Origin of the sequence: Enterobacter sp. CPE_E863, assembly GCF_046521465.1 — a bacterium.
GTDB lineage: Bacteria > Pseudomonadota > Gammaproteobacteria > Enterobacterales > Enterobacteriaceae > Enterobacter > Enterobacter adelaidei.
The window spans coordinates 4,417,866-4,432,054 of sequence record NZ_JBKFZX010000001.1; the positions used below are offsets into that span (position 1 = coordinate 4,417,866).

Here is a 14,189-nt window from a genome sequence, read left to right on the forward strand (position 1 = left end):
TCGCAGCAACTGAGCGTTAAACCTATGAAATACGATACCTCCGAGCTTTGTGACATCTATCAGGAAGATGTCAACGTCGTTGAACCGCTGTTCTCCAACTTTGGTGGGCGGTCGTCGTTTGGCGGACAAATCGTCACGGTGAAATGTTTCGAGGACAACGGGTTGCTGTACGATCTGCTCGAGCAGAACGGTCGCGGCCGCGTTCTTGTGGTCGACGGCGGCGGTTCCGTGCGCCGCGCATTAATTGATGCTGAACTGGCCGGCATTGCCGTTCAGAATGAGTGGGAAGGCCTTGTGGTTTACGGTTCCGTGCGCCAGGTGGACGATCTGGAAGAGCTGGATATCGGGATTCAGGCCATCGCGGCCATACCGGTAGGGGCGGCGGGTGACGGCATCGGCGAAAGCGACGTGCGCGTCAATTTCGGCGGCGTGACCTTCTTCTCCGGTGACCATCTGTACGCCGATAACACCGGCATAATCCTTTCCGAAGATCCGCTGGATATCGAGTAATTAAACCGTAAGCGTGGGCCATAAAAAAACCGCCAACAGCAATGTGGCGGTTTTTTTGTCCCTCGGGATTCGCGGTCCGTTGGGAAGTCTTACAGACTAACACCAAGGAACTTCATCATACTCTTGTCTAAACCTTGGGCAACCCCTCAGAACCTTTATAAAATCCTATTTGTCTATGAAAACCTTAACGCCACGGTTGATGACCTTTATGATACAGCGTCCCTTTCCGCCATCTCGCACATGGGCATCGGTCCAGGGAAAGGTGTATTCACTACCGTAAAGCAGGCTAACACCAGGGCTTGTGTCCACCGACTTATCACCGGTGGTGAACGGTGGAGCGGTTAGCTGCAGGGACCGCATAATGAAACGCTATTTATGTATCGCGTTCATTGTCGCCAGCGTACTCGTTGTAAAGAGTGATGAACCGAATGTGTTCGTTGCTTTTGCTATGACAGCGCAGGACAAGTAGCGTTAAGGCCGCCTCTGGCGGCCTTTTTTATAACTGGCATAAAAAAAGCCGGGTAGCGGCATCGCCATACCCGGCTTGTTCGAATCTGCAGTTCCCGTAAGAAATTAGACTTCTTCCATACGTCCCAGCAGCGCCTGCAGGCGATCCTGCCAACCGTTCTGCTGTTCGCGCAGCTGGTTGTTTTCGCGCTCCAGTTCTTCGCGGCCGTGCTGAGCGTTCTGAACTTCCTGCGCCAGGCTGTTGTTCTTCTCTTTCAGCTCTTCAATTTCCATCTGCAGCAGGGTGATGGTGTCAATCGCCTGCTGTACTTTCGATTCCAGTTTCTCAAACACTTCTAAAGACATGATGCTACCTCTCCTGAATTGCAAGGCGACGCTTTAACGTAAACGCGCACGACATATACCGTCGATTGTATGGAGCACAGCGCTCTGTGTCCAGCGACACACCGCGCAGATCGCGGTTTGCAACACTTTTAGGTCTGGTCCTGGTGCGTTCGCGTCATATCACCCTAAATTGTTAACTCATTCGTTAATGAAATGATTCAGCTCACATTCCGCCACTGATGCAAAAATGTGCTTTATGGCGCGAAAACGCTCATTTTATGACGAAGACCACACATTTTGATTTCGATATTTCTCGTTTTTGCTCGTTAACGATAAATTAACACTATGTCTACAGGGCATCGTGGCTGTCACGGGCGGCCATGCTAACAATAAACATCAATTTCTTCAGGATTCCGATTATGAGTCAGACATCAACCTTAAAAGGCCAGTGCATTGCCGAGTTCCTTGGTACCGGGTTGTTGATATTCTTCGGAGTGGGCTGTGTCGCTGCACTGAAAGTGGCGGGTGCCAGTTTTGGTCAGTGGGAAATCAGTATTATCTGGGGTCTGGGCGTGGCGATGGCCATCTACCTGACTGCAGGTGTTTCTGGTGCACATCTTAACCCGGCGGTGACTATCGCACTGTGGCTGTTCGCGTGCTTCGAAGGACGCAAAGTTGTTCCTTTCATTCTTTCTCAGTTTGCCGGCGCGTTTTGCGCAGCGGCGTTAGTTTACGGGCTTTATTACAATCTTTTCATCGACTTCGAACAGACGCATCATATGGTGCGCGGCAGTGTCGAAAGTCTGGACCTGGCAGGCATCTTCTCAACCTACCCTAACCCGCATATCAATTTTGTGCAGGCGTTCGCAGTTGAAATGGTGATTACCGCTATCCTGATGGGCGTTATCCTGGCGCTGACTGACGACGGAAACGGCATTCCGCGCGGCCCGCTGGCACCCCTGCTGATTGGCCTGCTGATTGCGGTGATTGGCGCATCAATGGGCCCGCTGACTGGGTTTGCGATGAACCCGGCACGTGATATCGGACCAAAAGCGTTCGCCTTTATCGCAGGCTGGGGCGACGTCGCCTTCACCGGTGGCAAAGACATTCCTTACTTCCTGGTTCCGCTGTTTGCGCCGGTTGTCGGGGCTGCGCTGGGTGCATTTAGCTACCGCAAATTAATTGGTCGCCACTTACCGTGCGACACCTGTGTGGAAGAGGAGAAGGAAACGACTTCTACCGCACAACAAAAAGCTTCGCTGTAATCTGACTACGGGACACATACCATGACCGAAAAAAAATATATCGTTGCGCTCGACCAGGGCACTACCAGCTCCCGCGCTGTCGTAATGGATCATGACGCGAACATCGTCAGCGTGTCACAGCGCGAATTTGAGCAAATTTATCCTCGCCCAGGCTGGGTAGAGCACGACCCGATGGAGATCTGGGCATCACAAAGCTCCACGCTGGTCGAAGTGCTGGCGAAAGCCGATATCAGTTCCGACGAGATTGCCGCGATTGGTATTACTAACCAGCGTGAAACGACGATTGTCTGGGAACGTGAAACCGGTAAGCCTATTTATAATGCCATCGTCTGGCAGTGCCGCCGCACATCAGAAATCTGCGAACAGCTGAAGCGCGATGGCATGGAAGAGTATGTGCGCAGCGCCACCGGTCTGGTTGTTGACCCGTATTTCTCCGGTACCAAGGTGAAGTGGATCCTCGACCACGTGGAAGGGTCGCGCGAGCGTGCAAAACGTGGCGAGCTGCTGTTCGGTACCGTCGATACCTGGCTTATCTGGAAGATGACCCAGGGACGTGTCCACGTCACCGACTATACCAACGCCTCACGTACCATGTTGTTCAACATCAACACCCTGGAGTGGGATGACAAGATGCTGGACGCGCTGGATATCCCACGCGCGATGCTGCCTGAAGTACGCAAGTCTTCTGAGGTATACGGCCAGACCAACATCGGCGGTAAAGGCGGTACGCGTATTCCTATCGCCGGTATCGCGGGTGACCAGCAGGCGGCGCTGTTCGGCCAGCTGTGCGTCAAGGAAGGGATGGCGAAGAACACCTATGGCACTGGCTGCTTTATGCTGATGAACACCGGCGAGAAAGCGGTGAAATCAGAAAACGGCCTGCTGACCACCATTGCCTGCGGCCCACGCGGCGAAGTGAACTACGCGCTGGAAGGTGCAGTGTTCATGGCGGGTGCGTCTATTCAGTGGCTGCGTGATGAGATGAAACTGATCAGCGATGCGTTCGACTCCGAGTACTTCGCGACCAAAGTGAAAGACACCAACGGCGTATACGTGGTGCCTGCATTCACCGGTCTGGGCGCACCGTACTGGGACCCGTATGCACGCGGCGCGATTTTCGGTCTGACGCGTGGTGTGAACTCTAACCACATTATCCGCGCCACGCTGGAATCCATCGCCTACCAGACGCGCGACGTGCTGGAAGCGATGCAGGCTGACTCCGGCATTCGTCTGCACGCCCTGCGCGTGGACGGCGGTGCGGTCGCGAACAACTTCCTGATGCAGTTCCAGTCGGACATTCTGGGTACCCGCGTTGAACGCCCTGAAGTGCGTGAAGTCACGGCGCTGGGTGCGGCGTACCTCGCCGGTCTGGCAGTAGGTTTCTGGCAGAACCTGGACGAGCTGCAGGAAAAAGCGGTGATCGAACGCGAATTCCGCCCAGGTATTGAAACCACCGAACGTAACTTCCGCTACAGCGGCTGGAAAAAAGCGGTGAAACGCGCCCTGGCATGGGAAGATCACGAAGAGTAATTCCCCTCACCCTAACCCTCTCCCCACAGGGGAGAGGGAACTCGTCTCCCCACTCTGTGATAAACTTCGTGCAATTCTTTTTGATTGCACGAGTACCTCATGAAACGTGAACTTGCTATCGAGTTTTCCCGCGTCACCGAAGCGGCCGCCCTCGCAGGCTATAAATGGCTGGGTCGTGGCGACAAAAATACCGCAGACGGTGCGGCTGTCCATGCCATGCGCATCGTCCTTAACCAGGTCAACATCGACGGCACCATCGTGATCGGCGAAGGCGAGATCGACGAAGCGCCAATGCTCTACATTGGTGAGAAAGTCGGCACCGGCAAAGGCGATGCGGTGGATATCGCCGTCGATCCGATCGAAGGCACACGCATGACGGCAATGGGTCAGGCCAATGCCCTGGCGGTGCTGGCAGTGGGCGATAAAGGCTGCTTCCTCAACGCGCCAGATATGTACATGGAAAAACTGATTGTCGGCCCGGGTGCCAAAGGCGCAATCGACCTCAGCCTGCCGCTGGAAGAGAACCTGCATAATATCGCCAAAGCATTGGGTAAACCGCTCAGCGAGCTGACCGTCACCATTCTGGCGAAACCGCGCCACGATGCCACGATTGCGCAGATGCAAAAACTCGGTGTGCGCGTGTTTGCCATTCCGGATGGTGACGTTGCGGCCTCGATTCTGACCTGTATGCCGGACAGCGAAGTCGATGTGCTTTATGGCATCGGTGGCGCGCCGGAAGGAGTCGTATCAGCAGCAGTGATCCGCGCCCTGGACGGCGACATGCAGGCGCGCCTGCTGCCACGTCATGATGTCAAAGGCGACAGCGAAGAGAACCGTCGGATTGGCGAAGAGGAGCTGGCACGCTGCGAAGCAATGGGCATCGAAGCTCATAAAGTTCTCGCTCTGGACGAAATGGCCCGCAGCGATAATGTTATCTTCTCGGCGACCGGCATCACGAAAGGCGATCTGCTGGACGGCATTACCCGCAAGGGCAACATGGCAACCACTGAAACGCTGCTGATCCGCGGTAAATCACGCACCATTCGTCGCATTCAGTCTATCCACTATCTCGACCGTAAAGACCCGGACGTACAGACGCACATTCTGTAAAACCGTTTGATCGATAGAGCTTTCCGGCCCAAATGGGCTGGAAATCTTCACGACAAGACAGGAAGATAGACCAGAGAAACAGCACAGGAGAAGATCATGGCGGACTGGGTAACAGGTAAAGTCACAAAGATACAGTTCTGGACCGATACGCTATTTAGTCTCACCCTGCATGCTCCCGTTCACCCGTTTACGGCCGGGCAATTTGCGAAGCTGGGGCTGGATGTCGACGGTGAACGCGTACAGCGCGCTTACTCTTACGTTAACGCGCCAGATAACCCGGATCTCGAGTTCTATCTGGTTACCGTTCCGGACGGCAAACTCAGCCCGCGTCTCGCCGCTCTTAAGCCCGGTGATGATGTGCAAATTGTGAGTGACGCTGCCGGCTTCTTTGTGCTCGACGAAATTCCTGACTGTGACACGCTATGGATGCTGGCAACCGGTACGGCCATCGGTCCGTATCTCTCCATTTTGCAATATGGCAAAGACCTTGAACGCTTTAAAAACATCGTGTTGGTTCATGCCGCGCGCTACGCTGCAGACTTAAGCTATTTGCCGCAAATGCGCGATCTGGAACAGAAGTATGGCGGTAAGCTCAAAATTCAAACGGTGGTCAGTCGTGAAACGGCAGAAGGTGCGCTGACGGGCCGTGTGCCGGCATTAATTGAAAGTGGAGTTCTGGAAAAGGCAGTGGGTTTGCCGATGACAGCGGAAACCAGCCACGTCATGCTGTGTGGTAATCCGCAGATGGTTCGTGACACGCAACAACTTCTGAAAGATACCCGACAGATGACGAAACATCTTCGCCGCCGGCCGGGCCATATGACCGCCGAACACTACTGGTGATCAGCGGTATTTCACCTCAACGGTGTCTTTACCGTATTTGTTTTCGCTCTGGGTGCCAATAAATGCGCCCAGATCGACAATCATCATCACGAAGATAACTGACGGTAGCAGCCTGCCGACGACCCAGGGAAGAATGGACGGAAGCATCGCCCAGTTCCCTGCCACCAGCATCCACGCCAGAATAATCAGAAATGCCCACGCCCCGGAACGGCCGCGATCGTGCAGACGTTTTACCACCACGGCCGCTGTTGGCCATAGCAGACAGACCAGCGCAAAGGCCGCCGTTTGCGTACTCAGCCACGCGTTGTAAGCAACAAAAAACAGAAGCAGCATGGCGACAACCCACGTCACCATCCAGATCCAGAAATCACGGCGTCCAATACGCCCTTTGAATGAAAACAGCCACTGCTGTATGGTCATGTAAGGTTCCTTATTATCGTATAGCGCGCATTTTACCCTGGAGTTGTGACCTTTTGACAAGCCGACCAGATATCGTTTTAATCATGAGCACTTACGGCCAGGGGCAATGTTGATGAAAATTTCGGCGCGTTCTCTTTTCCTGTGTTTAACGCTGCTTAGCGCGGGCTTTCCCCTGCATGCAGCCGAAACCACCGCCCCGACAACGGCGCCGTATCTGCTTGCGGGCTCCCCGTCTTTCGATCAATCCATCAGCCAGTTTCGTGAAGCCTTCAATCAGGCCAACCCAACGCTGCCGCTGGATGAATTTCGCGCCATTGATGGTTCTCGCGATACCCCTACGCTGACCCGTGCGGCAAGCAAGATTAACGAGAACTTGTATGCCTCAACGGCGCTGGAACGCGGCACGCTAAAAATCAAAAGCATGCAAATCACCTGGCTGCCAATTCAGGGGCCAGAGCAGAAAGCTGCGAAGGCGAAGGCGCTGGAGTATATGAGCGCGGTGTTACAGGCCTTTACCCCGGCACTGACGAAAAAGCAAAGCCAGCAAAAGCTGCAAAAACTCCTCGCCGCCGGTAAAAACAAGCGCTACTACGCCGATACCGAAGGTGCGATTCGCTATGTTGTCGCAGACAACGGCGAAAAAGGACTGACCTTCGCAGTTGAACCGATTAAGCTGGCACTATCTGACACACTCGGAGGGGCGAATTAATGACAAAAAGCAAAGCCTTTCGAGGGAAAATCTCTATACTGATTCACAGACCATGCTGCCCGACAGGGTGGCCATATTCCTTAATTCGCTTATTTAGCGTGGAGAATTGAAATGCGACATCCTTTAGTGATGGGTAACTGGAAACTGAACGGCAGCCGCCACATGGTAAACGAACTGGTTGCGAACCTGCGTAAAGAGCTGGCTGGCGTGACGGGCTGTGCGGTTGCTATCGCTCCGCCGGATATGTACCTGGATCTGGCTAAACACGCCGCTGACGGCAGCCACATCATTCTGGGTGCACAGAACGTTGACGTTAACCTGTCTGGCGCATTCACCGGTGAAACCTCCGCTGAAATGCTGAAAGATATCGGCGCGAAATACATCATCATCGGCCACTCTGAGCGTCGTACCTATCACAAAGAATCCGACGAGTTCATCGCGAAGAAATTCGCTGTGCTGAAAGAGCAAGGTCTGATCCCAGTTCTGTGCATCGGTGAAACCGAAGCTGAAAACGAAGCAGGCAAAACGGAAGAAGTGTGTGCTCGCCAGATCGACGCAGTGCTGAAAACTCAGGGTGCAGCAGCATTCGAAGGCGCGGTCATTGCTTACGAGCCAGTCTGGGCGATCGGTACCGGCAAATCAGCAACCCCTGCGCAGGCTCAGGCAGTTCACAAGTTCATCCGCGATCACATTGCTAAAGCCGACGCGAAAGTGGCTGAACAAGTCATTATCCAGTACGGCGGTTCCGTAAACGCATCCAACGCTGCTGAGCTGTTCACCCAGCCAGACATCGATGGCGCGCTGGTTGGCGGTGCATCCCTGAAGGCTGACGCTTTCGCGGTGATCGTTAAAGCAGCAGAAGCGGCCAAACAGGCGTAATGCTGTTGTGGCGGGTGGCGCTTGCGCTTACCCGCCCTACTCCGCTACAAACGACCCAATACGCTAAACCACAAGTAATCCAGCGGCAGCAGCACCAGATAGGTCGCTATCGCCAGCGCCAGACAGAGCACCATCCCCGCCTTTGCAGGCACCTTCCCGAGCCCCATTGCGACCACAATTGGCGACGCCTGATACGGCAGCAGCGGTGTGGAATAACCCAACACCTGGATCATGATCACCGACAGCAGCGGGAAACCCGTCGCGTCGGAAAAACTCTGTGCCAGCGTGGTGTACAGCGCAGGAACACCGTTGGCGGTCATAATGAAGTTGAGCGCGGTGGTAATACCGGTCAGCGCCAGGAAACTGGTGAAGGGGTTATCAGCGTCCAGCGGCATTATCCGCAGCAATGCTTCACCTACGGCTGCACCAATCCCGGTCTGCGTCACCACAATCGCCAGACCAAGAATGCCCGCGACATAAATACAGGTACGCATATTCACCCCCGCAGAAAACTCTTCTCCGGTGATAAAACCGATGCGCGGTAGCATGACGATGACCGAGGCCGCAAGCCCCGTCCACGCGGGCCCCACACCGTGCCAGCTCTCCGTCACCCACATCCCCAGCACCACCGCCAGCAGCCAGGCGAGACGCTTTTCATCCCGCCCCATCGGTTCAGACGGTGCCAGATCCTTCGGTGGTTTTGGATTACCGGGAAAGAGCCAGCAGATCAGGCCAATCAGAATCAGACCTTTGAGAATACCCAGCACGGGGGTGTGCAGCAGCAGATACGGGACGTAACTCAGGTGGATGCCGTACGAACCTTCCGCCGCACCGCTCATCACCAGGTTAGGAACGTTTGCAGGCAAAATAGTTGCCGAGAGCTGGAATGTACCGAACCCCACAGCCAGCGCCAGGCCAAACCACGCCCGCGAACCGTCTGCGATACTCGCCCTTTTCGCCATCGCAGCAACGATAGGCATCAGGAGCGCAATACGCCCCATATTCGACGGCATCACAAACGCCAGCGCATAGCTCAGCAGCACCACGCTCGCCACCATCAACACCCAGGAGTCGGTGAGCTTTGCCGACAGCGCACGCGCAGCCCTGTCCGCCAGGCCGGTTTTACGGATCGCCACGCCGAGCACAAAACCGCTAAACACCAGCCAGAACGCCGACGAGGCAAAACCGCCGAAGATCACCTCCGGCGGGGCGATTCTGGCGGTCATTGCCGCCGTGAAGAACAACAGCGCGGTGATAAATTCCGGTAACAGCGACGTCGCCCACAGCACAATGGTGACGCCTACGATCAGTGAGGGCAGCAGTAGAGGATGAGCTAACCAGAACGACATACCTGTCTCCTGTAGATTTTTTCAGCAAGTCTACGGTGACAGGCAGCCGGAGTAAACGCGATTTATGGTGGGGTCAATTCAGGATAGTGCATTGATGATCCTGCAGTTCCTCAGCCGATGCGCGATTAAGGGTAAGCAGGTTACGTTCCGTTGCCAGTAAAACAAAAGAGCCATCTGACTGCTGTGCCATCGCCAGCGCAAAGCGTCCCATATGGTCGCGTGCTTCCGGCAGTTCTTCAGCCAACATCATAAACGGACTGCGCTGCACCAGCTCATTCTCCGTTACCCGACGGGCAAGATACTCATGTCCTTCCAGCCCACCCGGCAGCGGCAGCCACTGGGTGCTAATTTCTCCCTGAGCCGCGTTCAGCTTCTCGCGCACGTCCGGGCGCAGGCAGGAGATATGAATATGAAAATGGTTCTGCGTACGGCCTGTCGGGGAATTAATCGTCAGTGAAATGGCGCTGTCAGGCACCTCGGATCCCCGCTTCAGGGTCATAAAACTGCGTGACTGCCACGCCAGCCAGAAAAAGTTCGGCGTATGAGGCTCGGTCAAAAGCGGACTTTCTGTGCCGTTGATACGGTAGGTTGGCATCAGCAGATACTGCAGCGGTCCATTGCGGTCTTTAAACACCACATAACCTGCATCTGTTTTCACCTGCGCACACGGCGCCGGGTTACGGTTCTGGATTTGATTCGGCACACACTGGTCGAGAACGATATGTCGCAGCGCATCCGGATTACCCGCTTTCATCCAGTACCCGCCGCCAGCGGCAAGGGCGATGACAATCAGGATCAATAAGATAATTTTTTTCACAGCGCGTTCCCTGTATCCATTTGAAGTGAAAGAGTAACGCAAAATGATGACCAAATAAAAAACCCGGTGGATTTCTCACACCGGGTCTCCGTGTCATTCTTAGCGAAATACTTAGCGTTTGCTGATCTGGTCGAAGGTACCGCCGTTAGAGAAGTGCTCTTTCTGCGCTTTTGCCCAGCCACCAAACTCGTCATCAATGGTGAAGAGCTTCAGTTTCGGGAAGACATTCTCGTATTTCTTCGCGACCGCCGGGTCACGTGGGCGATAGAAGTTTTTCGCCGCAATTTCCTGGCCTTCTGGCGAGTAGAGATACTTCAGGTAGGCTTCCGCCACTGCTTTGGTCTCTTTCTTCTCTACCACTTTGTCGACCACAGAAACGGTTGGTTCCGCAAGGATTGATTCGCTTGGGGTCACAATCTCGAATTTGTCTTTACCCAGCTCGTTGGTGGCCAGCAGGGCTTCGTTTTCCCATGCGATCAGCACGTCACCAATACCGCGCTCGACGAAAGTGTTGGTTGCGCCACGCGCGCCGGAGTCCAGCACCTCAACGTTTTTATACAGCGCTTTCACGAATTCCTGAGCTTTAGCCTGGTCACCGTTGTTGTGGTGCAGCGCGTAACCCCACGCCCCCAGGTAGTTCCAGCGAGCGCCGCCGGAGCTTTTTGGGTTAGGCGTGATGACTGACACACCGGGTTTAATCAGATCATTCCAGTCATGGATTTGTTTTGGGTTGCCTTTACGCACCAGGAAGACGATGGTCGAGGTGTAAGGCGCGGAGTTGTCCGGCAGGCGTTTGATCCAGTTTTTATCTATACGTCCACGTTCGGCGATAGCGTCGACATCGTAAGCCAGTGCCAGCGTGACCACATCGGCTTCAATACCGTTGATCACAGACGTCGCCTGCTTGCCGGAACCGCCGTGAGACTGACGAACCACAACGTTGTCACCGGTTTGCTGCTTCCAGTGTGCAGCAAACGCTTTGTTGTACTGCTCGTAAAGTTCACGCGTCGGGTCGTATGACACGTTCAGTAACTGGATGTCCTTAGCCAGAACGCTGGTCGATGCCAGCAATAATGTTAAACCCACGCCCCATTTATTCATCGCCCAGCTCTCTTGTGTAGTGTTTTGATGAATGCAGCGTGCCAGAAAGCGAATCGAGGATTAAAGAATAAAAAAAGATTGGCTATAACTTAGAGGAATAAAAGCCCTCTCCGCAACGGAGAGGGCTTGAGGGATCAGTACAGTTTTTTCGCGCAGTCCAGCCAGTCACCTTTGAACGGACGTTTCATGTTTTCAATGGCGTCGATGATGTCATGGTGCACCAACTGCTCGTTCTGAATACCGACGCAGCGGCCGCCGTGACCCTGCAGCAGCAGTTCAATAGCGTATGCCCCCATACGGGACGCCAGAATACGGTCGTACGGGCCAGGGGAACCGCCACGCTGGATGTGACCCAGTACGGTCGCGCGGGTTTCGCGTTTGGTTTCGGTTTCGATGTACTTCGCCAGCTCGTCAACATCACAGATGTGCTCGGTGATGGCAACAATCGCGTGTTTTTTACCTTTCGCGATGCCCGCTTTGATTTCAGCAACCAGATCTTCACGGCTGAATTCCACTTCCGGCACAACCACGAACTCACAACCACCCGCAATCGCGGCGGCCAGAGTCAGGTCACCACAGTAACGCCCCATCACTTCAACGATGGAGATACGCTGGTGAGAAGAAGAGGTGTCACGCAGGCGGTCAATCGCTTCCACAACGGTACCCAGCGCGGTGAAGTAACCGATGGTGTAGTCAGTGCCTTTGATGTCGTTGTCGATAGTGCCTGGCAGACCGATGCACGGGAAGCCCATTTCAGTCAGACGTTTTGCACCCATGTAAGAGCCGTCACCACCGATAACCACCAGGGCGTCCAGGCCACGTTTCTTCATGTTCTCGATAGCCACTTCACGAACGTGTTCATCACGGAATTCCGGGAAGCGTGCAGACCCAAGGAAGGTGCCGCCACGGTTGATCATGTCAGACACGCTGTAACGGTCGAGCTGAACCATACGGTCTTCGTACAGACCCAGGTAACCATCATAGATACCAAAAACTTCCAGACCTTCCGTCAGCGCTGCACGGACAACCCCACGAATTGCCGCGTTCATGCCCGGCGCATCACCGCCGCTTGTCAACACACCGATTTTCTTAATCATGACTACCTCTGAACTTAGGAATGCAAAATTGAAATCTGTTGCCGGAAGAAACTTATCGACCAACGAATACTGCAAATAGTATATCAATCACTTCCAGCTGAATTGATTCAGGTCAGACCAAATGGCGGTAATTTATACACAAAATGCTGGCCTGGCTCACTTTTTTACAACGAATTACGAAAGCCCAACATGTCCAGGTACTACCGAGCAGGGATCCTGGTGAATGATGACGTCTGAACCAGGAAAACGCTGCAAAATCGCCTGCTCGACCTGCTCAGCAATAACGTGAGCCTGAACCAGTGGCAGGTTGTCTTCCATTTCAATGTGAATCTGAATAAAGCGGGTCGGCCCTGACTGCCGCGTTCGAAGATCGTGCGCACCGCTGACGCCAGGCCAGGAGGTCACAATAGTAAAAATTTCATTACGTTCTGAGTCCGGGAGAGCGCGATCGAGCAGCGATTGCACCGCTTCATACCCCATCCGTAAGGCACTATATAAAATATAGATACCAATCCCTAACGCGAACAACGCATCGGCCCGATGCCAGCCGTACCAGGCCAGACCGAGCGCAATAAGAATAGCCCCATTCATCATAACATCAGATTGATAATGAAGCATATCCGCCCGTACTGCCTGACTTTGCGTTTTGCGAACGACCCAGCGCTGGAACGTTACCAGAACAAGTGTGCATATAAGTGCAACGACTGTCACAACGACGCCCACGCCGGGATCGTTCATCGGGGTCGGCGAGACGAGATGCTGAATGCCGGTTAAAAACAGGAACAGTGCAGACCCGGAAATGAACATGCTTTGCGCCAGCGCGGCCAGCGACTCCGCTTTGCCGTGCCCGAACGTGTGCTCTTCATCCGCCGGTTGCAGCGAGTAACGCACCACCAGCAAGTTGGTCAGTGAGGCTGCAATGTCCATCAATGAGTCTACCAGCGCCGCCAGAATACTGACCGAGCCGGTATACCACCAGGCAAAGATTTTGATCAGTAGCAGGCTAGAGGCCATGACGGTTGCCGCAATGGCGGCCCGGCTTACCAGCCTTCCATAGGATTGATTCATAAACACTCCTGTCATGTCATGCCGCTAGTATAACGGAAGCGTGAGGAGTCAAAGGATGAATAAACGGTTAACAAATTAGAATGAAGGCAAAAAAAACCCCCACATCATGTGGGGGAAGACAGGGATGGTGTCTATGGCAAGGAAAACAGGGTTTACTGGTTACTACGGGTACTGCTATTGCTACTGAAAAACGTCGTTTCCGAGTTTCGCTGCATCCGTGCAACCTCACGCAGCTGGTCCATACGCTGCTGATGTTTGGTGTTCAAAACCGCTTGCTGCTCGGGCGTTAGCAGGTGGAACATTTGGTTGCGGACCTTCGCCATCTCTACCTGGCGGGCAACTTGTTCCTGTGCCATTTTTTCTGCCTGAGCGCGTACAGCGCTTTCGTCAAAATTTTCTGCGGTGACAAGGCGATGCATTGTCTCCATTTCGCTAACATTAACAGGGGGCTGGTCATGTCTTGCCCTCTGCATCAGATCTCGCATCTGTTGACGCTGATGTTCGGTTAAACTTATGCCGTCAAACATATGGCTTTGGCTACTGTGCTGCGTTGTGCCCTCTTGTGAGGAACCGTTATCGCTGATGATAGCTACAGCAGCCTGGCTAAACGCACTGAACGCCAGCGTTGAGGCCATGACGGCAGCGGTAACTTTGCGCATCACTTGCTCCCAAAATCTTTCGTGTCGCGATTCAACGAGA

At 54.1% G+C, this 14,189-nt stretch carries 15 protein-coding genes; 7 read left to right on the plus strand and 8 right to left on the minus strand.

What is annotated here, in order from left to right; translation table 11 throughout:
* Positions 1-24: 24 nt before the first annotated feature.
* Positions 25-510 (plus strand): ribonuclease E activity regulator RraA, encoded by a 486-nt coding sequence (rraA, locus tag ACLHV8_RS21700; protein WP_025758826.1) that lies wholly within the window; start codon positions 25-27, stop codon positions 508-510.
* A 573-nt stretch (positions 511-1,083) separates the two neighbouring features.
* Here the strand turns inward: rraA and zapB are convergent.
* Complete coding sequence (zapB, locus tag ACLHV8_RS21705; protein ID WP_010436935.1) at positions 1,084-1,323, minus strand: septal ring assembly protein ZapB; 240 nt, start codon at positions 1,321-1,323, stop codon at positions 1,084-1,086.
* A gap of 398 nt (positions 1,324-1,721) precedes the next feature.
* On the opposite strand from zapB, the gene ACLHV8_RS21710 reads away from it, so the two are divergent.
* The 4 genes from ACLHV8_RS21710 to fpr all read left to right on the plus strand — a co-directional run bounded on the left by ACLHV8_RS21710 (position 1,722) and on the right by fpr (position 6,050).
* Positions 1,722-2,567, plus strand: coding sequence for an MIP/aquaporin family protein (locus ACLHV8_RS21710; protein WP_028018114.1), 846 nt, complete (start codon positions 1,722-1,724; stop codon positions 2,565-2,567).
* A gap of 21 nt (positions 2,568-2,588) precedes the next feature.
* Complete coding sequence (gene glpK / locus ACLHV8_RS21715) at positions 2,589-4,097, plus strand: glycerol kinase GlpK (protein WP_028018115.1); 1,509 nt, start codon at positions 2,589-2,591, stop codon at positions 4,095-4,097.
* A 99-nt stretch (positions 4,098-4,196) separates the two neighbouring features.
* Positions 4,197-5,207 carry a class II fructose-bisphosphatase gene (glpX, locus tag ACLHV8_RS21720; RefSeq protein ID WP_028018116.1) on the plus strand — a complete coding sequence of 337 codons (1,011 nt, stop codon included), beginning with the start codon at positions 4,197-4,199 and terminating at the stop codon, positions 5,205-5,207.
* A gap of 96 nt (positions 5,208-5,303) precedes the next feature.
* On the plus strand, positions 5,304-6,050 hold the full coding sequence (fpr, locus tag ACLHV8_RS21725) for a ferredoxin--NADP(+) reductase (RefSeq protein WP_028018117.1): 747 nt from the start codon (positions 5,304-5,306) through the stop codon (positions 6,048-6,050).
* Here fpr and ACLHV8_RS21730 read toward each other — a convergent pair whose 3' ends face one another.
* Entirely contained in the window at positions 6,051-6,470 is a 420-nt protein-coding gene (locus ACLHV8_RS21730; protein ID WP_023293600.1) for a DUF805 domain-containing protein, read from the minus strand. It lies immediately after the preceding gene.
* A 112-nt stretch (positions 6,471-6,582) separates the two neighbouring features.
* On the opposite strand from ACLHV8_RS21730, the gene ACLHV8_RS21735 reads away from it, so the two are divergent.
* A complete protein-coding gene (locus ACLHV8_RS21735) occupies positions 6,583-7,179 on the plus strand; it encodes a DUF1454 family protein (protein WP_049004908.1) in 597 nt (198 codons plus the stop codon).
* Between the two features lie 111 nt (positions 7,180-7,290).
* Entirely contained in the window at positions 7,291-8,058 is a 768-nt protein-coding gene (gene tpiA / locus ACLHV8_RS21740; RefSeq protein ID WP_014172206.1) for a triose-phosphate isomerase, read from the plus strand.
* A gap of 44 nt (positions 8,059-8,102) precedes the next feature.
* Here tpiA and ACLHV8_RS21745 read toward each other — a convergent pair whose 3' ends face one another.
* The 6 genes from ACLHV8_RS21745 to cpxP form a co-directional block, all read right to left on the minus strand.
* Positions 8,103-9,407, minus strand: a complete 1,305-nt coding sequence (locus tag ACLHV8_RS21745) for an SLC13 family permease (RefSeq protein WP_208594700.1) — start codon at positions 9,405-9,407, stop codon at positions 8,103-8,105.
* A gap of 73 nt (positions 9,408-9,480) precedes the next feature.
* Positions 9,481-10,224, minus strand: a complete 744-nt coding sequence (locus ACLHV8_RS21750) for a CDP-diacylglycerol diphosphatase (RefSeq protein ID WP_208594701.1) — start codon at positions 10,222-10,224, stop codon at positions 9,481-9,483.
* Positions 10,225-10,335: 111 nt separating this feature from the next.
* Positions 10,336-11,325 carry a sulfate ABC transporter substrate-binding protein gene (locus ACLHV8_RS21755; protein ID WP_134708693.1) on the minus strand — a complete coding sequence of 330 codons (990 nt, stop codon included), beginning with the start codon at positions 11,323-11,325 and terminating at the stop codon, positions 10,336-10,338.
* Positions 11,326-11,459: 134 nt separating this feature from the next.
* Entirely contained in the window at positions 11,460-12,422 is a 963-nt protein-coding gene (pfkA, locus tag ACLHV8_RS21760) for a 6-phosphofructokinase (protein ID WP_028018123.1), read from the minus strand.
* A 174-nt stretch (positions 12,423-12,596) separates the two neighbouring features.
* Complete coding sequence (fieF, locus tag ACLHV8_RS21765) at positions 12,597-13,490, minus strand: CDF family cation-efflux transporter FieF (RefSeq protein ID WP_028018124.1); 894 nt, start codon at positions 13,488-13,490, stop codon at positions 12,597-12,599.
* A 152-nt stretch (positions 13,491-13,642) separates the two neighbouring features.
* Positions 13,643-14,149 carry a cell-envelope stress modulator CpxP gene (gene cpxP, locus ACLHV8_RS21770; protein ID WP_108091208.1) on the minus strand — a complete coding sequence of 169 codons (507 nt, stop codon included), beginning with the start codon at positions 14,147-14,149 and terminating at the stop codon, positions 13,643-13,645.
* Between the last annotated feature and the right edge of the window lie 40 nt (positions 14,150-14,189).